This window comes from Nocardia asiatica NBRC 100129, from assembly GCF_000308415.1.
GTDB lineage: Bacteria > Actinomycetota > Actinomycetes > Mycobacteriales > Mycobacteriaceae > Nocardia > Nocardia asiatica.
The window spans coordinates 20,989-43,463 of record NZ_BAFS01000210.1; the positions used below are offsets into that span (position 1 = coordinate 20,989).

Annotated in this window: 22 protein-coding genes; 16 read left to right on the top strand and 6 right to left on the bottom strand. The window is 70.4% G+C overall.

The window, feature by feature from the left end; all coding sequences use genetic code 11:
- Positions 1 to 2 precede the first annotated feature (2 nt).
- The 5 genes from ON27_RS20705 (at position 3) to ON27_RS20725 (ending at position 6,589) form a co-directional block, all read left to right on the top strand.
- Positions 3 to 1,160: an EstA family serine hydrolase gene (locus ON27_RS20705; RefSeq protein ID WP_043730152.1), complete on the top strand. Its 1,158-nt coding sequence runs from the start codon at positions 3 to 5 to the stop codon at positions 1,158 to 1,160.
- Positions 1,160 to 2,206, top strand: coding sequence for an NAD(P)-dependent alcohol dehydrogenase (locus ON27_RS20710; RefSeq protein ID WP_043730235.1), 1,047 nt, complete (start codon positions 1,160 to 1,162; stop codon positions 2,204 to 2,206). The genes ON27_RS20705 and ON27_RS20710 overlap by 1 nt, the downstream gene beginning before the upstream one ends.
- Positions 2,207 to 2,243: 37 nt before the next feature.
- Entirely contained in the window at positions 2,244 to 3,893 is a 1,650-nt protein-coding gene (gene casG / locus ON27_RS20715; RefSeq protein WP_043730157.1) for a steroid-24-oyl-CoA synthetase, read from the top strand.
- 4 nt (positions 3,894 to 3,897) lie between these two features.
- The gene (locus ON27_RS20720; RefSeq protein WP_043730159.1) at positions 3,898 to 5,649 is read left to right on the top strand and encodes an N-acyl-D-amino-acid deacylase family protein; all 1,752 of its coding nucleotides are present in this window, start codon (positions 3,898 to 3,900) and stop codon (positions 5,647 to 5,649) included.
- Between the two features lie 85 nt (positions 5,650 to 5,734).
- Positions 5,735 to 6,589 carry an alpha/beta fold hydrolase gene (locus ON27_RS20725; protein WP_051046823.1) on the top strand — a complete coding sequence of 285 codons (855 nt, stop codon included), beginning with the start codon at positions 5,735 to 5,737 and terminating at the stop codon, positions 6,587 to 6,589.
- Positions 6,590 to 6,595: 6 nt separating this feature from the next.
- Here the strand turns inward: ON27_RS20725 and ON27_RS20730 are convergent, their stop codons facing one another.
- Positions 6,596 to 6,880 (bottom strand): hypothetical protein, encoded by a 285-nt coding sequence (locus tag ON27_RS20730; RefSeq protein ID WP_043730162.1) that lies wholly within the window; start codon positions 6,878 to 6,880, stop codon positions 6,596 to 6,598.
- Between the two features lie 180 nt (positions 6,881 to 7,060).
- On the opposite strand from ON27_RS20730, the gene ON27_RS20735 reads away from it, so the two are divergent.
- Positions 7,061 to 8,059, top strand: coding sequence for a DoxX family protein (locus tag ON27_RS20735; protein ID WP_043730164.1), 999 nt, complete (start codon positions 7,061 to 7,063; stop codon positions 8,057 to 8,059).
- A 94-nt stretch (positions 8,060 to 8,153) separates the two neighbouring features.
- Here ON27_RS20735 and ON27_RS20740 read toward each other — a convergent pair whose 3' ends face one another.
- Both ON27_RS20740 and ON27_RS20745 read right to left on the bottom strand, forming a co-directional pair.
- Positions 8,154 to 8,543 carry an STAS domain-containing protein gene (locus tag ON27_RS20740; protein WP_083887699.1) on the bottom strand — a complete coding sequence of 130 codons (390 nt, stop codon included), beginning with the start codon at positions 8,541 to 8,543 and terminating at the stop codon, positions 8,154 to 8,156.
- Positions 8,544 to 8,670: 127 nt separating this feature from the next.
- Positions 8,671 to 9,501: a mycofactocin-coupled SDR family oxidoreductase gene (locus ON27_RS20745; protein ID WP_043730166.1), complete on the bottom strand. Its 831-nt coding sequence runs from the start codon at positions 9,499 to 9,501 to the stop codon at positions 8,671 to 8,673.
- Between the two features lie 453 nt (positions 9,502 to 9,954).
- On the opposite strand from ON27_RS20745, the gene ON27_RS20750 reads away from it, so the two are divergent.
- From ON27_RS20750 to ON27_RS20760, 3 genes are all read left to right on the top strand, one after another.
- Positions 9,955 to 10,158 carry a hypothetical protein gene (locus tag ON27_RS20750; RefSeq protein WP_043730170.1) on the top strand — a complete coding sequence of 68 codons (204 nt, stop codon included), beginning with the start codon at positions 9,955 to 9,957 and terminating at the stop codon, positions 10,156 to 10,158.
- Positions 10,159 to 10,242: 84 nt separating this feature from the next.
- Entirely contained in the window at positions 10,243 to 10,896 is a 654-nt protein-coding gene (locus ON27_RS20755; RefSeq protein ID WP_043730172.1) for a class I SAM-dependent methyltransferase, read from the top strand.
- 198 nt (positions 10,897 to 11,094) lie between these two features.
- Positions 11,095 to 11,964 (top strand): AfsR/SARP family transcriptional regulator, encoded by an 870-nt coding sequence (locus ON27_RS20760; protein WP_083887700.1) that lies wholly within the window; start codon positions 11,095 to 11,097, stop codon positions 11,962 to 11,964.
- Positions 11,965 to 12,024: 60 nt separating this feature from the next.
- On the opposite strand, the gene ON27_RS20765 is transcribed toward ON27_RS20760, so the two are convergent.
- On the bottom strand, positions 12,025 to 13,374 hold the full coding sequence (locus tag ON27_RS20765) for an acetyl-CoA carboxylase biotin carboxylase subunit (protein ID WP_043730174.1): 1,350 nt from the start codon (positions 13,372 to 13,374) through the stop codon (positions 12,025 to 12,027).
- 8 nt (positions 13,375 to 13,382) lie between these two features.
- The gene (locus tag ON27_RS20770) at positions 13,383 to 15,071 is read right to left on the bottom strand and encodes an acetyl-CoA carboxylase carboxyl transferase subunit (protein WP_043730248.1); all 1,689 of its coding nucleotides are present in this window, start codon (positions 15,069 to 15,071) and stop codon (positions 13,383 to 13,385) included.
- Between the two features lie 199 nt (positions 15,072 to 15,270).
- Between ON27_RS20770 and ON27_RS20775 the strand changes: the two genes are divergently transcribed.
- From ON27_RS20775 to ON27_RS20805, 7 genes are read left to right on the top strand one after another with little or no spacing between them, the layout of a single operon-like run.
- Positions 15,271 to 16,539, top strand: a complete 1,269-nt coding sequence (locus tag ON27_RS20775) for a beta-ketoacyl-[acyl-carrier-protein] synthase family protein (protein WP_043730177.1) — start codon at positions 15,271 to 15,273, stop codon at positions 16,537 to 16,539.
- A complete protein-coding gene (locus ON27_RS20780) occupies positions 16,536 to 17,774 on the top strand; it encodes a ketosynthase chain-length factor (protein WP_043730181.1) in 1,239 nt (412 codons plus the stop codon). The genes ON27_RS20775 and ON27_RS20780 overlap by 4 nt, the downstream gene beginning before the upstream one ends.
- A complete protein-coding gene (locus tag ON27_RS20785; RefSeq protein ID WP_218003022.1) occupies positions 17,771 to 18,025 on the top strand; it encodes an acyl carrier protein in 255 nt (84 codons plus the stop codon). The genes ON27_RS20780 and ON27_RS20785 overlap by 4 nt, the downstream gene beginning before the upstream one ends.
- Positions 18,022 to 18,960 (top strand): aromatase/cyclase, encoded by a 939-nt coding sequence (locus tag ON27_RS20790; protein WP_043730188.1) that lies wholly within the window; start codon positions 18,022 to 18,024, stop codon positions 18,958 to 18,960. Before ON27_RS20785 ends, ON27_RS20790 begins: the two co-directional genes overlap by 4 nt.
- Entirely contained in the window at positions 18,918 to 19,883 is a 966-nt protein-coding gene (locus tag ON27_RS20795) for an MBL fold metallo-hydrolase (protein WP_218003023.1), read from the top strand. Before ON27_RS20790 ends, ON27_RS20795 begins: the two co-directional genes overlap by 43 nt.
- Positions 19,871 to 21,133 carry an FAD-dependent oxidoreductase gene (locus tag ON27_RS20800; protein WP_051046826.1) on the top strand — a complete coding sequence of 421 codons (1,263 nt, stop codon included), beginning with the start codon at positions 19,871 to 19,873 and terminating at the stop codon, positions 21,131 to 21,133. The genes ON27_RS20795 and ON27_RS20800 overlap by 13 nt, the downstream gene beginning before the upstream one ends.
- 2 nt (positions 21,134 to 21,135) lie before the next feature.
- Entirely contained in the window at positions 21,136 to 21,897 is a 762-nt protein-coding gene (locus tag ON27_RS20805; RefSeq protein WP_043730194.1) for an alpha/beta fold hydrolase, read from the top strand.
- A 175-nt stretch (positions 21,898 to 22,072) separates the two neighbouring features.
- On the opposite strand, the gene ON27_RS20810 is transcribed toward ON27_RS20805, so the two are convergent.
- Positions 22,073 to 22,468 (bottom strand): winged helix-turn-helix transcriptional regulator, encoded by a 396-nt coding sequence (locus tag ON27_RS20810; RefSeq protein WP_043730197.1) that lies wholly within the window; start codon positions 22,466 to 22,468, stop codon positions 22,073 to 22,075.
- Positions 22,469 to 22,475 lie beyond the last annotated feature (7 nt).

The window sequence follows — 22,475 nt, forward strand, 5'->3', positions numbered from 1 at the left end:
CGATGACCACTACGACAGGCACCGCGACGTCGGGCTTCTGCGCCGAGCGATTCGCGCGGGTGCGAACGGAACTGGAGGCCCGGCTCGCCTCCGGCGAGGAACTGGGCGCGTCGATCTGCGTCACGGTCGACGGGGAACCGGTCGTCGACCTCTGGGGCGGCTACCGCGACCCCGAGCGCACCGCGCCGTGGACCGAGAACACTCTGGTGAACGTCTTCTCGATCACCAAGACCATGACCGCGCTCAGCGCTCTGCTGCTGGTCGAGCGCGGCGAACTCGACGTGCGCGCGAAGGTGGCCGAATACTGGCCGGAGTTCGCCGCGAACGGCAAGGGCGACATCGAGATCCGTCATCTGCTCGCGCACACCTCCGGCGTGTCGGGCTGGCAGCCGCCGATCCAGCTCGCCGACATCTACGACGCGGAAGCCTCCGCCGCCCGCCTCGCGAGCCAGCCGCCGTGGTGGGAGCCGGGCACCGCGTCGGGGTATCACGCCCTCGCCTACGGCCACCTGATCGGCGCGGTGATCCGCCGCGTCACCGGACGCTCGCTGGGCCGGTTCTTCGCCGAGGAACTGGCCGGGCCGCTGGGCGCGGACTTCCACATCGGCACCGCGCCCGAGCATCACGCGCGGATCGCCGCCTTGGTCCCGCCCGCCATGCCGGAATTCGACATGGCCGCGCTCGACCAGGACAGCGTCCTGGTCAAGACGCTCACCAGCCCCTTGCTAGACATCGCCGAGACGACGAGCGCGGCTTGGCGACAGGCCGAGATCGGCGCGGTGAACGGCCACGGGAACGCGCGCTCGGTGGCGCGGGTGCAGTCACTGGTGTCCTGCGGCGGCGAACTCGGCGGGCGGCGAATGCTGTCCGAGGAGACGATCGAGCTGATCTTCCAGCAGCAGTCCGACGGCGTGGATCTCGCGCTGCTGCTGCCGCTGCGGTTCGGCATCGGTTACGGCCTGCCCCAGCCGCAGACCGCACCGGAAGTGCCCGACGGCCGGGTGTGCTGGTGGGCGGGCTACGGCGGCGCGATGGTGGTCAACGACCTCGAGCACCGCACCACGTTCGCCTACACGATGAACCGGATGGCTCCCGGTCTGATCGGCTCCGACCGCGCCGACGCCTATCTGCGCGCGACGTTCGCGGCGATCCGCGGATGATGCGGGCACTGCAGCTCACCGCGCCCGGTGTGCTGGAACTGCGCGAGGTACCGATCCCCCGGATCGGTCCCACCGACCTGCTGCTGCGCGTGGGCGCGGCGGGCATCTGCCATTCGGATCTGCATGTGCTGCGCATCCCGTTCCGGATGCGCGAGAAGCCGTTGACCCTCGGTCACGAGATCGCGGGCACCATCGAGGCCGTCGGCGACGGCGTGGACGGCCGCCGGGCCGGTGAGCGCGGCATCGTGTATCTGTGCTGGTCGTGCGGGGTCTGCCGGGAGTGCGTCGGCGGCAACGAGAACGTGTGTCATGCCGCGGGCCGCACCGCCATGCCGCCTTGCCCCGGCCTCGGGCCGGACGGCGGCATGGCGGACTACATCCGCGTGCCCGCGAGTTCGTTCGTGCCGATCGGCGACCTCGATTTCGCGCGGGCCGCGCCGCTGGCCGACGCCGCGCTGTCGAGCTATCACGCCATCCGCGGCGCGCGCGAGCAGCTCGGCCCCGGGTCGGTGGCGGTGGTCGTCGGAATCGGCGGGCTCGGCCACGTCGCGGTGCAGATCCTCGCCGCGACCACGGCGGCGCGCGTGCTGGCCGTGGACGTCGCCGCCGACAAGCTCGATCTGGCGCTGCGGTGCGGGGCCGCGGAGGGGCTGGTCGCGGGCCCGGACACCGCACGCGAGATCCTCGACCGCACCGCGGGCCGTGGCGCGGACGCGGTGTTCGACTTCGTCGGCGTCGACGCGACCGCCCGGCTCGCGGTCGAGTCGGTGGCGCCGAACGGGGCGTACCGGATGATCGGCCTCGGCGGCGGCACTCCCGAGATCACGGCGGCCCCGGCGGGCGGCACGGGTTGGCCGTGGGGCGCCTCGGTCCGAAAGTCCTACGGCGGCACCAAATCCGACCTGATCGACGCCGTGGCGCTGGCCGCGTCGGGCAAGCTACGCGTCGAGGTGGAGCGTTACCCCCTGACCGAGGGCCGCGACGCCCTCGACCGGCTCGAACGCGGCCTGGTCACCGGCCGAGCGGTCCTGGTGCCCGAGCCGTGACGAATCAACCCTGTGCAGTGACGAGGAAGTACCCGATATGACGAAGCCCATCGACCCGCAGGCGTTCGTAGCGCAGGCCGCGGCCCGGCTCACCGGACCCGGCGGTCGTTTCGAGATGGTGGTCGAGGACGTGCTCGGCGCACCGATGCCGGTGGTGCGCGACCGCAAGTCCTCGCTGCGCGAAGTGCTCGTCGCCGCGGCGGCGCACGGCGATCGGGACTATCTGGTCACCGCGGACCGCAGGATCTCGTTCACCGAGCACGCCGCCGCGGTCGCGGCGCTGGCCACGGCCCTGCGGGACCGATTCGGCGTCGGGAAGGGCGACCGGGTCGGCATTCTGGCGGCGAACACAGCCGAGTGGGTGCTCACGTTCTGGGCGGCCCAGGCGCTCGGCGCGATCGCGGTGGGCTACAACGCGTGGTGGGCGCCGCGCGAAGTCGCCTACGGCGTCGAGCACACCAGCCCGGCGGTGCTGGTCGTCGACGCCAAACGGGCCGCGCTGGCGGCGGAGCTGGACATCCGCGTCCCGGTGCTCACCATGGAGCACGACGTACCCGCGCTCGTCGCCGAGTACCGGACCGACACCCTGCCGGACGCCGAGATCGGCGAAGACGACCCCGCGGTGATCCTGTACACCAGCGGCACCAGCGGACGTCCCAAGGGCGCGGTGCATTCGCACCGGAACCTCGTCGCGGTCACCGACTATCACGTCTTCAACGACGCGCTCGCCGCCGCGCTCACCGGAGCGAGCGAACTGCCCAGCGGGCGGCGCTTCCTGGTCACCTCGCCGCTGTTCCACATCGCCAGCCTGCACAACCTCGTGGTCCCCCGGCTGGTCACCGGCGACGCGGCGGTGATCCACCAGGGGTCGTTCGACGCCGACCGGGTGCTGCGACTGATCGAGGCCGAACGGATCACCAACTGGGGCGCCATGCCGACCATGGCCACCAGGATGCTCGAACTCGACCTGTCCGGCTACGACCTGTCCTCGCTGGCCGCCTTCTCGCTGAATTCGGCGCCGTCCTCGGCCGCGCTGCAACAGCGATTGCGCGACCAACTGCCCGTCGCCCGCAACGCGCTGGTGACCAGCTACGGGCTGACCGAATGCAGCACCGCCGCGACCCTGGCGAGCCCGGCCGAACTGGCGGCGTTCCCGGACACCGTGGGACGACCGGTCGTCGGGGTCACGCTGGAGATCCGCGACAGCGCGGGCGAGGTGGTCCCCGACGGCGCCGAAGGCGAGATCTGGGTGCGCAGTCCCTATGTGATGCTGGGGTACTGGCAGGACGAGGCGGCGACCGCCGCGGCGATCACACCGGACCGCTGGCTGCGCACCGGCGACATCGGGGTGCTGGAGCAGGGCAGGCTGCGACTGTCCGGGCGTCGTTCGGATCTCATCCTGCGCGGCGGGGAGAACGTCTATCCCACCGAGATCGAGCAGTGCCTCGAGGAGCACCCCGCGGTGCGCGAATGCGCGGTCCTCGGCGTGCCCGACGACGACCTCGGACAGCAGGTCGCCGCTCTGGTCGTGGTCGAGAACAGCACCGCGACCACCGAAGACGAACTGCGCGCGTTCGCCGCCGAGCGGCTCGCCTACTACAAAGTGCCCGCCCGCTGGCGGCTCACGACCGCCGCACTCCCGCGCAACGCGACCGGCAAGGTCGTGCGCACCGATCTCGAGGTGTAGACCCATGTACGACACCATCATCGCGAACGGCCGCTGGTTCGACGGCACCGGCGCGCCCTCGGCCGTCCGGCACCTCGGCATCCGCGACGGGCGGATCGCGACCGTCTCGGCCGAGCCGATCCACGACCCGGCCTGTCCGCACGTCGTGGACGCCACCGGGAAGTGGGTGCTGCCCGGCATGCTCGACATCCACACCCACTACGACGTCGAGGTGCTGCAGCATCCCGCGCTCACCGAATCGGTGCGCCACGGCATCACCACGGTGCTGCTCGGCTCGTGCTCGCTGTCGACCGTCCACGTCGGCGCCGCCGACGCGGGCGACCTGTTCGCGCGGGTCGAGGCCATTCCGCGCAAGCACGTCGTCGCGGCGGTCGACGCGCACAAGACCTGGCGCTCGGCGCACGAGTACGCGGCCGCGCTGGAACAACTGCCGCTGGGCCCGAACGTCGCCGCGTTCATCGGGCATTCGGATATCCGTGCGGCCGAGCTGGGGTTGGAGCGCGCCACTCGTAAGGACATCCGGCCCGATGCCGCCGAACTGGCCGGGATGGAGGCGAAGCTGACCGAGGCGCTGGACGCCGGGTTCGTCGGGATGTCCTCGCAACAACTGATGTTCGACAAACTCGACGGCGAAGTGTGCCGGTCGCGCACCCTGCCCTCCACCTACGCCACCACCCGGGAACGGCGCAGGCTCAATGCCGTGCTGCGCAGGCGCGGCGGGGCGCTGCAGGGCGGACCCGACGTGTCCCGGCCGCACAGCCTGGTCACGATGGCGGCGGCCAGCCTCGGCCTGTTCCGCAGGCCGCTGAAGGTCAGCCTGCTCTCGGCCGCCGACATCAAGGCGATCCCCGGCGTGGTGCACCTGTTCCCCCTGATCGCGCGGGTGCTCAACGCGCTGGGCGGCAATTTCCGCTGGCAGCACCTTCCGGTGCCCTTCGAGGTCTACGCCGACGGCATCGACCTGGTGGTGTTCGAGGAGTTCGGTTCCGGCGCCGAAGCGTTGCACCTGGCCGACCAGGTGGACCAACGCCGGGAACTGCTGCGCGACGAGGACTACCGGCGCCGCTTCCGCGCGGATTACGACAAGAGATTCGGGCCGAGAGTGTGGCACCGCGACTTCTTCGACGCGCGGATCGTCGAGTGCCCCGACCCGGCGGTGGTCGGCAAGTCCTTCGGGCAGGTGGGCGCCGAGCGCGGCGGCCTGCATCCGGTGGACGCGTTCCTCGACCTGGTGGTGGAGCACGGCGGCAAGGTTCGCTGGCGCACGACGATCTCCAACCATCGACCGGAGGTGCTCGATCGGCTCGCCGCCGACCCCGGCGTACAGCTGGGCTTCTCCGACGCGGGGGCGCATCTGCGCAACATGGCGTTCTACAACTTCGGCCTGCGCTTCCTGCGCCGCGTGCGCGACGCCGCCGAAGCGGGTCGCCCGTTCCTGTCGGTGGAGCAGGCGGTGCACCGGCTCACCGGCGAGCTCGCGGACTGGTACGGCCTGGACGCCGGGCACCTGCGGGTCGGCGACCGAGCCGATGTCGTCGTCCTGGATCCGGCCCGCTTGGACGATTCGCTCGACGCGTACCGGGAATCCCCGATCGCTCCGTTCGACAACATGTCGCGCATGGTCAACCGCAATGACGACACGGTGACCGCGGTGTTCGTCGGCGGTGTGCCGGTCTTCGGCGACGGCGCTCCCGCCGCGGTACTCGGCACCCGCCGGACCGGCCGGTTCCTGCGCGCGTCCACCGCCGTCCGATAGTCCGGAAGCCGCCGCCGACCGCACCGGCCACGTAGAATCGCGAAGACGCGGCGGTTCGTTCGCCGGCAGTTCTCAGGGGGTCGCCGTGGACGTTTTCGACCATCAGGGCAGGGCGGTGGTCTTCGACCGCACCGGCAGCGGGCCTCCGATCGTCTTCCTGCACAACGCGGGCACGCAGCGCCGGATCTGGGACGAACAGGTCGCGGCCCTGCGGGACGAGCACGAGATCTTCGCACTCGATCTGCCCGGCTACGGTCGGTCCGACCCGCCCGCCACGGGTTACCGGCTCGCCGACTACGTCGACATGCTCACCGCGTTCCTGGACGCCCACCTGCTCAGCGACGTGGTGCTGATCGGCAACTGCCTGGGCAGCGCCACCTCGCTGCGCTACACCATGGACCATGCGGACCGCGTTCGCGCGCTCGTGCTGATCAATCCACTCACCTCCGACACCGTCAGCTCGGGCCGGTCGGCGGGCTTGGCCTGGCTCGACGCGCGGCTGCCGCTGGCGCCGCCGGCCCGCTGGATCAGCCTGCCGAGCCCGGTGGTCTCGCTGATCCTGGGCAATCAGCTCGGCCCCCGCGGCCGGGCTCAGCGCAACCAGCACGAGCCGCGCGTGCGGGCGCACTGGACCGATCGGGGCAGGCTGCACGCCCTGCACGGCCTGGTGCAGGATTTCCCCTCCTACCGCGCGCTGGACACGTTCGATCCGCCTGCCGGCTTCCCGCCGATCTGCACGATCTGGGGGCGGCGCAATCGCATCCTGTCGGCGAAAGCGGGCGGGCGGCTCGACCGCAAGCTGCGCCCGCACACCGCCGTGAAACTACCGGACTGCGGTCACCTTCCGATGGTGGAGGCCCCCGACCAGGTCACCTCGATCATCACCGGTTTTCTCACCGCCATCGAGGCGCCCGCCCCGAAGCAAGCCGACGGCCGCTGAATCCGCTCACAGCGGAGCCGCGGTCGGGCACAGTTCCCCGAAACTGCCGGAGCGCACCCCGCAGCCGGTGCATTCGAACGCCATGCCCATGTCGAGCATCCAGTGGATGCGGGTACGGCAGGTCTCGCACAAGAAATCCACACCCGCCGAGTGGCAGCAGGACCGTTTACGGATGAACCATTCCGCGCGATGGCGACACGGCACGGAGTCGAACCGGAACGTGCACCTCGGTGCGGCAGGCAACTCGGCGACGACGGCTTCGAATGCCGTTGTGGCCGTACGGATGTTCACAGCAGATACCTTTCGGCGAAGCAGGGGGCGCGCGCCGGCGCGCCTCTCCCCCTGGATCGAACTCGCTCGGATAGCTGTTACCCGGATGAGGCGGCCTTCACACGGCGGCGGACCGGCCTGTTTGGCCGCCGAACGCGCGGGAATCCGAATCGTGACTACATCAAGGGAAGGGGTTCTGTCATGTTATTGCGCCGACTCGCCCGGCCGCTGCTGGCCACCGCGTTCGTCGTAGACGGGGTCGATACGCTGCGGCGCCCGGACGAGCGGGTCAAGGCAGCGAACGCCCTGCTCGAACGGGGGCACCGCCAGCTGCCGGAAGAGATCGCTACGAAGTTGCCGTCGAATCCGACGACCGTCGTGCAGGTCAACGCTCTCGCCCAGGTGAGCGGCGGCGTACTGCTGGCCCTCGGCAAGGCGCCGCGATTGGCCGCGCTGGTGCTCGCCGCGACCGTCGTGCCCGCGGCCGTCACCGAACAGGATTTCTGGAACGAGCAGGACCCGGCACGCAAGTCGGCGAAGCGGACCGCGTTCCTCAAGGACCTCGGACTGCTGGGCGGGCTGATGATCGCCGCGGCCGACACCGAGGGCAAGCCGTCGCTGGGCTGGCGCGGCCGCCGGGCCGCGCGGGACGCCGCTGCCGCGGTCACCGCCGCGCTGCCGTTCGGCGCGACCTCCGACACCCCGACCGGCGCGGCGCTGCGCAATTACGCGCACGAGGCGGCGGAACGGGCGCGGGCGCTGGGCGCGGTCGCCGCGAGCAAGGGGGCCGAACTGGCCGAATCGGCCCAGCGACACGGGCCGGAGTGGGCGGAAGCGGCCAAGGAACACGGCAGCGAGCTGGCGGAGACCGCCAAGGTGCACGGGTCGGAGTGGGCCGAGGTCGCCAAGGAACGCGGCGCCGACTGGGCCGAGGTCGCCAAGGAACGCGGCACCGAATGGGCGGAAATCGCCAAAGAGCGCAGTGCCCGTCTCGCCGACCTGGCCAAGCAGCGCGGGGGCGAATGGGCCGAACTGGCCAAGGAACGCGGCACCGAATGGGCGGAGATCGCCAAGGAGCGCGGACCGGAGATCGCCGAGACCGCCAAGGAACGTGGCGCGCACACCGCGCACTCGGCCCGCGAACGCGGTGCCCAGACCGCGCAGGCGGCCCGCGAGGCGATCGAATCGCGTCGCCACTGAGACGCCCCGGGCCGACTAGCTGACGGCCCGGTCCCGGCGGCGAACGCACGTGCTCGGCGGCCCCACTCGGGCCGCCGAACGCGTCTGCTCGGCGTCAGGCGGTCTCGTCGTAATCGGGCGAGAGCTGTACGAGGGCGGCATCCAGCGAGGAGACCCGGTGGAAGCGATCGGCCAAGCCGGTGATCTCGATGGCCCGGTCCACCGGCCGCACCGTGGTGATCAATACGATTCGGCGACGTGCGCGGGTGGCCTCGGTGTGCGCCTCGACCAACACGCTCAGCCCCGCCGCCGCGAGGAAAGTGACCGGTGACAAGTCGAGCACGAGGGTGGCCGCGCGACGAAGGTAGGCGCCCGCCAGTTCGGCCCGCAATCGGGGCGCGGTCGCGACATCGATATCGCCGGCGACCATCAGCATGGTGACGTCGCGGCGTGGGCGGCACACCGAAAGCCTCAGCGGGGCAGTCCGTTCGGTGTGTCGGGACATGCGCTGACTCCTGGCCGGAAGCTGGCACTGTACAGACCTTGCGCTTCCAGTGAAGCACGGCCCGCGAGCTCTGTACAGGCGCGAACCACGGTCGTCGCGCGCCGTTTCCGGACGAGCGGGCCTGCCGCTAGGACGTATTCGCGCTCCCGCCACAGGAGATGGTGATCGCCTCCCCGTTGAAGTGGCGGCCGTGTTCGGAGACCAGCAACAGCACCGCTTCGGCCACCTCGGCGGGCTGGATCAGATCGCCGTTGGGCGGACCGGATTCGATGATCGCCATCCAGTCCTCCTTGGTGGGGTTCTCCTTGTCCGGCATCATGAGCCGCCACGTCGCCGGGTTCTGGATCATGTCGGTGTCCACGCCGGAGGGCAACAGGGCGTTGACCGTGATGCCGTACTCCGCCACCTCCAGCGACAGCGACTTCACCAGTCCGACCACGCCCCATTTGCTGGCCGCGTAGTGCGCCGCGTTGCGCACGCCCATCTTCGCCACGATGGACGAGGTCGCCACGACGCGGCCCCAGCGGCGCTCGATCATGTGCGGGACCACCGCGCGGAAGCTGTGGAACACGCCGGTCAGGTTGGTGTCGATCATGTCCTGCCACAACTGCTCGTCCATCTCCGCGACGGGCGAGTTGGAGGCGATGCCCGCGTTCGCGACCAGGATGTCGACGCGGTCGAATTCCGCCAGCGCGCGCTCGGCGACCGTCCGCATCTGCTCCAGGCTGCGCACGTCGGCCTGCACGGCGACGCAGCGGCGACCGGCCCGTTCGACCAGGGCGGCGGTCTCGGCCAGATCGTCCGGAGTGCTCAGCGCGTAGGGCAGGCCGGACAGCGGGGCGGCGATATCGCACACCACGATGTCCGCGCCGGCGTTCGCCAGCGCCACGGCGTGCGCGCGGCCCTGGCCCCGGGCGCCGCCGGTGATCACCGCTACCCGGTCGTCGAGATGCCCCATCACTGACCCTTCATCGGTCGGTACCTGCTCGGCCGCACTCATCGTGTCACGTGCGTACCGTCCGAGCCGCCGCTTTTCCGGCGAGCCGCGTCGCCGAAAGGCGATTTCCCAGATATGGGAACGGCCCGGGCGTCCGCGGCGAGCGCACCGGTGCGCGGTGCGACACGTCCGCGACCTGCGTAGACCGGTGTGTATTGCCGAATTGCCCAGTGCGAGTGGAACAATGGTCACGGTCTCGGCGCCGCAGCGGGCACGGCCACGGCACGGACGAACCGACCCGACCGCGGCACGGAGACCACCGGCAACCATTCCGACCCGGTCCAGCGACCAACTGTGTGCGATGTACGCTGCGCCCCGGAACGATTTCGCCCGTGCCTACCCGTCGTTCCTGGCGCGGTCGGCGCATCCACAGTGGTTCCAGGGGGCCCGATGACCGATTGTGAGTACCTTCCCGTGAATCTCGACCGACAGCTCGACGCCGAACCGACCGAGCACGACAGCGCCTTGACCGCCCGGCTGACCAGCCCGCGGCTGCGCAGACTGCTGCACACGGCCATCGGCCTCTCCGAGGATTCCGTCGACCTGCTGACGACCATGACCACCCGCCTGCGCGCCGCGGAGGGCATGATCCTGCGCGACCCGCTCGACGACTGCTGAGCCGCCGGGGGTCGTAGCCCGGGCGGGTTGCCGAACCGGCAACGATATTTGCCGATCCAGCCAAGTCGGCGGATGGTGGGACACATGAGTGCCACACACCACCACGACCGGACCACCGCGACCACGGTCGAGTACTGGGAGTCCTTCTATCGGGAGCGCGACCAGGTCTGGTCGGGAAAGCCGAACTTCCTGCTGGTGCGGGAGATCGAAGCGGTCACCCCGGGTACCGCGCTGGACCTGGGCTGCGCCGAGGGCGCCGACGCGATCTGGCTGGCCGAGCGCGGCTGGCGGGTCACGGCGGTGGACGTCTCGGAGACCGCGCTGGCGCGCGCCAGGGCCAACGCCGCACGACGGGAACTTTCCAGCGAAATCGATTGGCAGCGGCACGATCTCGACCACACCTTCCCGTCCGGGCGCTTCGACCTCGTCACAGCGCAGTATCTGCACTCCCCGCCGGCCGCCGACGGCGAGCGGACGCGCATCCTGCGCCGGGCCGCCGAGGCGGTGGCGCCCGGCGGGCTGCTGTTGATCGTCGGGCACGCGGAATGGCCCAGCTGGGTGCTGGAACCGCCCGCCGACGTCCACTTTCCGACCACCGCCGAGGTGCGCGCGGGCCTCGCGCTCGACCCGGCCGAATGGCGGGTGGAAGTGGAGGGGCTCGCCGAACGCGAGCAGGCCGGCCCCGAAGGACAACCGGGCACGCGAAAAGACAACATCCTGCTGATTCGCCGCGCCTGACCGCGAGCGCAAATAACGGGCGAATCTCCTTGGGGCAGCGGACAATTCGAATCGATACCAACGGGAATTAACTCCGATATTACTCAGGATTCATTGAGTCGATACCGCTTTCTCGCTACTGTGGACGTGCCTACAGCGCGGTGGGAATCGAGAATCTCACATCGGTCGGGGGGATAGTCGCCCGTAGGGGAGCTCCCAGTGAAGCATCCAGTTTGTGCTCGCGTATTAGGTCCGTTGACGCTCGCTCTCAACAATCGCAACGCCACGCCCACTGCACAGAAGCAGCGGCAGTTGCTGGCACTGCTCTTGGTCAGGCACGACACCGTCGTCCCGGTGACGACCCTGATCGAAGAACTGTGGAACGACGATCCGCCGCGCAGCGCGGTGACAGTCGTGCAGACATATGTACTCGGAATTCGCAAGAAGATGGCCGAACAGCTCGGGGTGGGGCAGGCCGAGATAGCGGAATGTTTTCTCCGCACCCGGAGCAAGGGCTATTCCTTCGACGTCAAGGACTGCGTGTTCGATCTGCGCGACTATCAGTCCATGTCCGAAGCCGCCCGGTGCGCCGCCAAGACCGGCGACGACCAGCGCGCGGTGGATCTGTTCAACGCCGCGGAGGCGCTGTGGAGCGGTCCGGCGCTGGTCGACGTGGAGGGCGGCATCCCGCTCGCCGCCGAGATCTCGCATCTGGACCACCTGCGGCTGACCAATATCGAGCTGCGGGTGGAGGCGGAGTTGCGGCTGGGCAGGCACCGCGAGGTGTGTCCCGACCTGGCGCGGTTGACCATGCAGCACCCGCTGCACGAGCGGCTCCAGGCGTACTACATGTTCGCCCTGTGCCGGTCGGGACAGCGCGCCCGCGCCTTGGCCTCCTATCAGCAGTTCAGCCGGTTCATGCAGGACGAACTGGGGCTCGACCCGTGCCGGAAGCTGCAGCAACTGCACCAGGACATCCTGGCCGCCTCGGACGTCTCCGTGAGCGCGATGCTGAACAGCCGCCACGCCGGTTATCTGATCGGGTGGCACTCCCCCGAGTTCTGCACCGTCACCGCCGAGCCCGCCTGACACCGCCGCCGCGGAGCCCGGCCGCGGACCACCGCGGGCCGGGGCGTACGGCACGCGGGCTCATTTCCGCCCGAGCAACTCGTCCACCAATCCGGTGGTATGTGTCGCGGCGCGCATGGCCGGATGGTCGAGCACCTCGCCCAGGAAATCCCTGGTGGTCACGACGCGGGCGCCGGAGATCCGGAATTCCGCCAGCGCCCGCCGCATCCGGGCGAGCGCCCGGTCACGGTCCGGCGCCCATACCACTAATTTCGCCAGCAGCGAATCGTAGTGCGGAGGGATCGAATAACCGGCGTGCGCGTGGGTGTCGACACGTACGAAAGGACCGCCGGGCGGAATGAATTCCGCCAGGACGCCCGGGGCGGGCGCGAATTCCGCGGCCGGGTCTTCGGCGTTGATCCGGCATTCGATCGCCGCGCCGCGCAGGACGATATCTCGCTGCTCGATGCCGAGCCGTTCCCCGGCTGCGACCCGGATCTGTTCGGCGATCAGATCGATGCCCGTCACCATCTCGGTGACCGGATGTTCCACCTGAATTCGGCAGTTCACCTCCATGAAATAATAATTGCCGTCCCCGTCGACCAGGAATTCCACGGTTCCGGCGCCGGCGTAGCCCGCTTCGAGCACACCGTGCACAGCCGAGCTGCCCATTCGCTCCGCGAGGCCTTCGGGCAGCAGCGGAGCCGGTGATTCCTCGATCAATTTCTGGTGCCTGCGTTGCACCGAGCAGTCACGTTCACCCAGGTGCACGCCGTTGCCGTAGCTGTCGCACAGCACCTGGATCTCGACGTGCCTGGCCGCGGTCAGGTACTTCTCCAGATACACCCGGCTGTCGCCGAACAGCATCCGCGCCGTCGCCCTGGTCTCCTGATAGGCGCGCGGGAACGCCGCGCTCTCGTGCACCACCTGCATGCCGCGCCCGCCGCCGCCCGCCGCCGCCTTGATGATCACCGGGAAGCCGATCGAATCGGCGAGTGCGTGCGCGTCGTCGAGTTCGAGCGGGTCGAGGCTGCCCGGCAGTAGCGGCAGTCCGGCCTTCGCCATCAGGGCGCGCGCCGACTGCTTGTCGCCGAGCTGGGCCATCACGTCGGCGGGCGGCCCGATCAGCGTGATGCCCGCCGCGCGGCAGGCGTCGGCGAAATCCGGTGACTCGGAGAGGAACCCGTATCCGGGATGGATCGCGTCCGCGCCGGTGAGCTGCGCGGCGGCCAGGACGGCCGCGGCGTTCAGATAGCTGCGCTTGGCCGCGGACGGGCCGATCTGCACCGACTCGTCGGCGAAACGCACCACCGCCGACTCGGCGTCGGCGACCGAGTGCACCGCCACGGTGCGCACGCCGAGCTCACGGCAGGTGCGCGCGACGCGCAGCGCGATCTCACCCCGGTTGGCGATCAGGATCTTCTCGAACACGGCGTCTCCTACGCGACCGACCGGACCAGCACCTGCTGCCGCGCGCCGAAGCGGCGGAAGCGCGCACGGCGCTCGTCGGCCAGCTCGGCGCCGCTGCGCCCCGCCAGCTCGCCGAGGGTCGCGGCCAGGGCGCGGCGCAGCTGTTCGGCCGCGGCCACGGGCGACGCGCCCACGTCGTCGCCCGGCTCGGGCAGCACCGCGTCGACCACACCGAGACGGAGCAGGTCCCGCGCGGTCAGCGCGAGCGCGGCCGCCGCGGCCGGTGCGGCGGCCGGATCGTTCCAGACGATCGCCGCGCACCCCTCCGGGCTGATCACCGAGTACGTGCCGTTCGCGAACATCAGCACCCGGTTCGCGACGCCGAGCGCGAGGGCTCCGCCGCTGCCACCCTCCCCGACCACCACGCTGATCACCGGGACCCGCAGCGCGGACATCAACCGGATGTTCTCCGCGATGACCATCGCCTGCCCTTGCTCCTCGGCGGTCGCGCCCGGGTACGCGCCGGGCGTGTCGATCAAGGTGATGACGGGTAGCCCGAGCTTCTCGGCCAGCCGCATGAGCCGCGCCGCCTTGCGATATCCGGCCGGGGTCGGCATGCCGAAGTTGCGTTCCATCAGTTCCTTCGGATCGTGTCCCTTCTGGTGGCCGATCACCATCACCGGCTGTCCGCCCAGCCACGCCGTTCCGCCCACCACCGCGGCGCAGTCGCCCGAGATCCGGTCACCGCGCAGTTCGCGGAACTCGTCGAAGGCCAATGCGAAGTAGTCCAGCGCGGTCGGGCGCTGCGGAGCCCGCGCCCGCCGCACCTGCGTCCACGGGTCGGTCTCGGGAATGCGGGCCGGATCGGTGATCATTCCCGCGTCCGCGGGGACGAAGGTCTCGGCGGGATCGACCGGCCCGGCGACCCGCAGCAACGCGCCGAGCGCTCGGCGCAGACTCGTTCGCGGCACGATCATGTCGATGAGCCCGCGTTCGAGCAGGAATTCGGCGGTCTGGAACTTCGGCGGCAATTCCTGCCGGATGGTCTGCTCGATCACCCGGCGCCCCGCGAACCCGAGGCGCGCGCCCGGCTCGGCGATCAGCACGTCGCAGAGGGTGGCGAAGGAGGCCGCCACCCCGCCGTAGGTGGGGTCGGTGATCACGCTGACCGTGAGGATGCCCGCCCGGTCCAGCTGCTCGAGCGCCGCGCTCGTCTTGGCCATCTGCATCAGCGACAGCGGGCCCTCCTGCATCCGGGCGCCACCGGACGCGGTGACGATGATCAGCGGAACTCGGCGCTCCAGGGCGAGTTCCGCCGCCGCGGTGATCATCTCGCCGACCGCGGTGCCGAGGCTGCCGCCCAGGAAGCGGAAGTCCATGGCGGCGAGGACCACCGTCCGGCCCTCGATCGCGGCCAGCGCGCACAGCACCGCGTCGGGCATACCGGTGCGGACGCGAGCGGCGGCCAGTCGATCCGGGTAGGGCTTCGTGTCGATGAAGCTCAGCGGGTCGTCGTCGGTGGCGGCGACCGGCAGCGGCTCGAAGCGCCCTTCGTCGGCGAGCTGCTCCACGCGCTGCCGCGCGCTGATCGGCGTGTGCCTGCCGCATTCACCGCAGACGCCGAGGTCGCGGGTGAACCGCTTGCCGTACAGCGGGATCAGGCATGCCGGGCAGAGCACCCAGTCCGCGGCGCCGTCCTGGCCGTGTGCTGACTTCATCACGCGTGTCTCCTGTGCTCGGGAACGGGTGACCGATCCGGGCAGCGCCGGCCGGACGATCACAGCGACAGCCTGCGCCCCACCGCTAGAGAACAACTCGACTCGCCGGCTCGAGCGAGGTTCGAGGGTCCTGCTCGATGCTCGATCACACCATCGAAGGGAGAAACGCCATGAAAGCCAAAGCATCCGGTGGTGCGCGGTGAGCCGCCGCGTCGTCGTCACCGGGCTCGGCGTCCGCGCGCCCGGCGGCTCGGGCAAGGACGAGTTCTGGAAGCTGCTGTCGGAAGGCCGCACCGCGACCCGCCGGATCTCGTTCTTCGACGCCTCGCCGTACCGGTCCCAGGTGGCCGGCGAAGCGGACTTCGACCCGGCTCGAGAAGGATTGTCGCCCAGGGAGATCCGACGCATGGACCGGGCGGTGCAGTTCGCCGTGGTCTGCGCGCGGGAGGCGGTGGCCGACAGCGGGTTCGACCTCGCCGCGGTCGATCCGCACCGGCTCGGCGTGAGCCTCGGCAGTGCGGTCGCCGCGGCCACCAGCCTGGAGCGCGAATACCTGGTGCTGTCGGACTCCGGGAAGAACTGGCTGGTCGACGAGACGTACCTCTCGCCGCACATGTTCGACTACATGATTCCCAGCGTGATGCCCGCGGAAGTGGCCTGGAGCGTGGGGGCCGAGGGACCGGTGGCGATGGTCTCCAACGGGTGCACCTCGGGGCTGGACTCGGTCGGGCACGCCGTGCAGTTGATCCGCGAGGGCTCGGCGGACGTCATGGTGGCGGGCGCGTCGGACACCCCCATCACGCCGATCGTGGTGGCCTGCTTCGACGCGATCAAAGCGACCACGCCGCGCAACGACGAGGCGGAGGTGGCCTCGCGGCCGTTCGACAACTCGCGCAACGGATTCGTGCTCGCCGAGGGCGCCGCGATGTTCGTGCTGGAGGACTACGAGAGCGCCCGCGAGCGCGGCGCGCACATCTACGCCGAGATCACCGGTTACGCGACCCGGTGCAACGCCTATCACATGACGGGGCTGAAGGCGGACGGCCGCGAGATGGCCGAGGCGATCCGGGTCGCGCTCGACGAATCCCGGATCGACCCGACGGGCGTGGACTACGTCAACGCGCACGGCTCCGGCACCAGGCAGAACGACCGGCACGAGACCGCCGCGGTGAAGCGCAGCCTCGGTGCGCACGCCTACGCCACGCCGATGAGCTCGATCAAGTCGATGGTGGGGCACTCGCTCGGCGCGATCGGCTCGGTCGAGATCGCCGCCTCCTTGCTCGCGCTGGAACACCAGGTGGTGCCCCCGACGGCGAACCTGCACGAACCCGATCCCGAATGCGATCTGGACTACGTGCCACTGGTCGCACGGGACCACCGGATGGACACCGTGCTCACCGTGGGCAGCGGATTCGGCGGCTTCCAGAGCGCGATGGTGCTGCGCAAGGCGGAGGCGGTGACGGCATGATCCTCGTGACCGGAATGGGAGTGCTCGCGCCGAACGGACACGGTGTGGAGCGTTTCTGGGACGCCGTGCTCGCCGGGCGCGGCGGCATCGCGCCGCTCACCCGCTTCGACACCAGCCGCTCGGCGGCGCGCCTGGCCGGCCAGGTGGCCGATTTCGACGCCGGTGAGCACCTGCCGAGCCGGCTGCTGCCGCAGACGGACATCTCGACGCGGATGGCGCTGGTCGCCGCGCAGTGGGCGCTGGACGACGCGAAGGTCGACACCGCCACGCTGACCGACTACGACATGGGCGTGGTGACCGGGAACGCCTCCGGCGGATTCGAGTTCACCCATCGCGAGTTCCACAAACTGTGGTCGCTCGGCTCCGAGCACGTCAGCGTGTACGAGTCCTTCGCGTGGTTCTACGCGGTCAACACCGGCCAGATCTCCATCCGGCACGGCATGCGCGGCCCGAGCAGCGCCTTGGTCGCCGAGCAGGCGGGCGGGCTGGACGCGATCGGCCACGCGCGCCGCACCGTGCGACGCGGGACACCGCTGGTGGTCACCGGTGGCGTCGACTCCGCGCTGGATCCGTGGGGCTGGGCCGCTCATCTGTCCAGCGGCGCGGTGAGCACCGCCACCGACCCCGAACGCGCCTATCTGCCGTTCGACACCGCCGCGGCCGGATACGTGCCCGGCGAGGGCGGTGCGATGCTGGTCGTCGAGGACGCCGCCGCCGCGCGGGCTCGCGGCGTACCGAAGGTGCACGGCGAGATCGCCGGCTACGCCTCGACCTTCGACCCGCCGCCCGGTTCCGGCCGGCCGACGGGCCTGCGTCGCGCCGCCGAACTCGCGCTGGCCGACGCCGGGATGACGACCGGTGACATCGACGTGGTGTTCGCCGACGCCTCCGGCCTGCCCGAGCGCGACCGCGACGAGGCCGCCGCCATCGAGGCCCTGTTCGGCCCCGGCGCCGTTCCGGTCACCGCGTCGAAACCGCTGACCGGGCGCCTGTTCTCGGGTGCGGGCCCGCTCGACGTCGTCACCGCGCTGCTGGCGATGCGGGACTCGGTGATCCCGCCGACCGCCCACACCACCACCCTCGCCGAGGACTACCGGATCGACCTGGTTCTCGGCGCCCCGCGCACCGCCACCATCGGCGGCGCGCTCGTTCTGGCTCGCGGGCGCTGGGGTTTCAACTCCGCGGTCGTCGTGCGCGCCGTTTCCGACCGAGAACTGCCCAGGAGCGACTCATGACCATGACCATCACCGAATTGCGCGGCATTCTCGTGGCCTGCGCGGGCGGCGAGGATCTCGCCGAACTCGACAGCGACATCGCCGGCGTGGAATTCGAGGAGCTGGGCTACGACTCGCTCGCGCTCATCGAGACCGCGGCGCGGATCCAGCGCGATTTCGGCGTGACGATCCCGGAGGAACAGCTCATCGAGGTCAAGACGCCGCAAGAGCTGGTCGACATCGTGAACGCGCAACTGCGGGGTGTGGCATGAGCGCCACGGTGCTGACCCACTCGAAGGTGGTGCAAGCGGCGCCCGAGCTGGTCTACGGCCTGGTCGCCGATGTGACCAGGTGGCCGGTGATCTTCGAGCCCAGCGTGCTGGTGCGCCACCTGCACCGCGGGCCGGAGGAGGAGCGCTTCCAGCTGTGGGCGACCGTCGGCGGCACGGTGCGGAACTGGACGTCGCGGCGGGTGCTGGACGCCGGGCAGCGCCGCATCGTCTTCGAGCAGGAACGCAGTCAGACGCCCATCGCGTCGATGGGCGGCGGCTGGTCGTTCCGGGAGATCGCCCCCGGCACGACGAAGGTCACGCTGGACCACCACTTCACCGTGGTGGACGGCGTCGATCCCGAGCAGGTGGCGGCTTCGGTGGATCGCAACAGCGAGAGCGAACTCGCGGCGCTGGCCCGCATCGCCGAACTCGGCCACCCGGTGGACGAGGTGATCCACACCTTCGCCGACACGGTGACGCTGGACTGCTCGGCGGCCGAAGTCTACGACTTCGTCTACCACAGCGAACGCTGGCCGGAGCACGTGCCGCACGTCGGCCGCATCGAGCTCACCGAGGATTCCGAGGGTGTGCAGCTGATGGAGATGGACACGGTCACCGCGGGCGGTATTCCGCACACCACCAAGTCGATCCGGGTGTGCTTCCCCGGCCTGCGGATCGACTACAAGCAGTTGGTGCCGCCCGCGATACTGTTCGGCCACAGCGGCGCATGGGAGTTCGACGACCGACCGGACGGCGCGGTGGTGACCGCGCGGCACACGGTCGCGATCAATCCCGCGGCGGCGCGCGAAATACTGGGCCCGGACACGGATCTCGCCGACGCCCGCGCGTATCTGACCGAGGCGCTGTCGGCCAACAGCCGCAACACGCTGCGGTGCGCACAGCGCTACGCCGCGACGACGAAGTCGCCGACATGACCGCCACGGAGACGGCCGCGCTACCGCGCGTGCGGGAGATCGCCGACGGCGTGTACGCCTACACGCACAATCGCGGCGGCTGGTGCGTCAGCAACGCCGGCGTGCTGGTCGGGCCGGACGGCGCGGTGGTGATCGACACGCTGGCGACGGAGGGACGCACCCGCGCGCTCGTCGAGTTCGTCGACGGGCTCGGCACCGGCCCGGCCCGCACCATCGTGAACACCCACCACCACGGCGACCACAACTTCGGCAACCACTTGTTCGGACCGGCCGCCGTCGTCATCGGCCACGACCGGATCCGGCCGGAGATGATCGAGACGGGGCTGGCGCTGACGAAGCTGTGGCCGGACGTCAATTGGGGCGACGTACGGGTCACGCTGCCGAGCATCACGTTCAACTTCCGCCTGACCTTGCACCGTGGCGAGCGCCGGGTGGAGCTCATCCACTTCGGAACCGCCGCGCACACCACCAACGACGTGGTGGCGTGGCTGCCCGAAGAACGGGTGCTGTTCGCCGGGGACCTGGTGATGGCGGGCGCGGCGCCGTTCTGCCTGATGGGATCGATCAGCGGTTCGATGACCGCGGTTCGGCGGCTGGCCGCGCTGGGCGCCGAGACGGTCGTCGCCGGGCACGGCCCGGTCACCGGGCCGGAGATCTTCGATCAGACGCTGCGGTATCTGAGCTGGGTACAGAACCTGGCCGCGGAGGGACGCGCACTCGGGCTCACACCGCTGGCGATCGCGCTCGAGGCCGACCACGGCGAGTTCGCCGACCTGGTCGACCAGGAGCGGTTGGTCGGCAACCTGTATCGCGCGGACGCGGAACTTTCCGGCAGGCGGCTCGGCGAGCCGCTGGACGTGCTCGCGATATTCGACGAGATGGTGCTCTACAACGGCGGGCGGGTGCCGACATGCCTGGCGTGAGATCCGATTCCGCCCGGGTCTGCGTGCTCGGCGGCGGCCCCGCCGGGCTGATGACCGGTCTGCTGCTGGCACGCTCCGGCGTCGAGGTGCTCGTGCTGGAGAAGCATCCGGACTTCCTGCGGGATTTCCGGGGCGACACCGTGCACCCCTCGACGCTGCTCGCGATGGACGAACTCGGATTGGCCGAGGAATTCCTCGCACTGCCGCACGTCGAGCTGCCCCAGCTGCCCATGGCGACCGCGACCGGTCCGGTGGTGTTCGCGGACTTCAGCGCCCTGCCCGGCCCATTCCCGTTCGTGGCGTTCATGCCGCAGTGGGACGTGCTGAATTTCCTCGCCGAGGCGGGCCGCCGCTGTCCCGGCTTCCGGTTGGTGCGGCAAGCGGAGGTCACCGAGCTGGTCCAGCGCGACGGCGCGGTGACCGGCGTCCGCGCCGAGACGGCCGATGGACCGCTGGAGGTCGCCGCCGATCTGGTGATCGCGGCCGACGGCCGACATTCGATCGTGCGCCGGTCCGGGCTGCTCGAGGTCGCCGCCAGCGCGGCGCCCATGGACGTGCTCTGGTTCCGGGTCGGCAAGCCGGAGGGCGAACGGCTGCCCACCGTGCGCAGTGGGAAGGGATTCTTCATCGTCTGTATCGATCGCGGAGACTATCTCCAGGTCGCGTACATGATCCCGAAGGGTGGTTTCGCGACGATCCGGGACGCGGGGATCACACGGTTTCGCGCGGACCTGGCCGCCGTCTATCCGGTGCTCGCGTCCCGTCTGGACGCGGAGATCCTGCACTGGGACGACGTGAAGCCGCTCGATGTCCGGGTGGATCGGCTGCGCCGCTGGTATCGCCCGGGGCTGGTGGCGATCGGGGACGCGGCGCACGCGATGTCCCCGGCGGGCGGGGTCGGGATCAACCTGGCGATCCAGGACGCCATCGCGACCGCCCGGTTACTGGGACCCGTCCTCGCCGCGGGGGCGACGCCGTCCACGGCTCAGCTGCGCGCCGTCCAGCACCGCCGCGAATTCCCCATGCGCGTCGTGCAATTCGCGCAATTGCACTTGCTGGCCGATCTCTACCCCAGCGCCGGGCGACCCGGGACCGACAAGCCGCTGCTGGTCCGGCTGCTCCGCCGCTTCCCGCGCCTGCCCCGGCTGGTAGCCCGGGTGATCGGCCTCGGCATCCGTCCCGAGCCGGTGCCGCCCGCGGCGGCCTCGATCGGAAACGTCACGGCCATAACGAGACTCAGGGAGAACTGATCGTGTCGACCTACCTGCTCATCCACGGCGCCTTCCACGGCGGATGGGTCTGGCAGCGGGTGGCCCCGCTGCTCGAGGACGCGGGCCACCGCGTCCTGGCCCCCTCGCTGGTCGGTCTCGGTGACCGCGCGGACCTGCTCACCGCGGACGTCGGCCTGGACACCCATGTCCAGGACCTGATCGACCTGATCACCGCCGAGGACCTGACCGGCATCGTGCTGGCCGGTCACAGCTACGGCGGCATCGTGATCACCGCACTGGCCGACGCGCTGCCGGACCGCATCGCCGAACTGGTCTACATCGATACCTTCGTGCCCCGTGACGGCGAAGCGGTGGCCGACATCATGCCGGGCATGGTCGACGCCTTCGCGGCCGCGGCGGCGGCAACCGGCGACGGCTGGCGGGTCCCGCCGCAAACCGAGCCCACGGGCGACGGCGGACTCTACGGCGTCACCACGGAGCCCGACCTCAGCTGGGTGGCGTCCATGCAGACGCCGCAATCGCTCGAGACCTTCCAGCAACCGATGCGAGTGGCGAATCCGGAAGCGCTGGCGGCGATTCCGGTGACGCACGTCCACTGCAGCGAAGGCGGCGAGGACTTCAAGGCGATGCGCGCGGCGATGCCACGCACCCTGCCGCCCGCCGACCTGCCCGCCGACCGCCTGCACGTGCTCCCCACCGGGCACGACTGCATGATCACGATGCCCCGTGAATTGGCCGGATGTCTGCTGCAAAGGGCGCCCGAATCGGCATCGGCCGGCTGATACCGGGCCCGGCGCGGAGCCGGTCGTCTCCTCGACGACCGGCTTCCTCGCATGCCCTCCGCACGCGCCGCGACCGGTGCACCAGCACGCGGACATCGCGGCCCTCACCCCGGCCTCTCCGAACCTTATTCGCTCACCCCGGCGGTAGATCCGCGACTACTCCAGTCGCGGACACCTACGGGTGACGAGTACTGCCGGATGGTCGGATCGCACCCGCGTCATAGGCGGCGCGCGCCGCGAGGACCTCGCCGAGATGCTCACCCGACCAGGTCACGATGCTGCTGAACACCGGGGTCAGCGTCCTGGCCAGCGCGGTCGCCTCGTATTCGACGCGCGGCGGGATCTCGGCGTGGTAGGTGCGCGCGACCAGGCCGTCGCGTTCGAGCTGGCGCAAGCGCTGGGTGAGGACCTTGGGCGTCAGGCCGGGAATCCGCTGTTGCAGTTCGGTGAAGCGAAGTCTGCCGTCGTGGGTGAGAACCCAGAGCACTTGGGTGGACCAGCGGCCGAACACCAGATCGATGACCGGTGTGATCGGGCAGGGGTCGACGAGGGTGTCGGGCGCGGTTGTCATACATCCT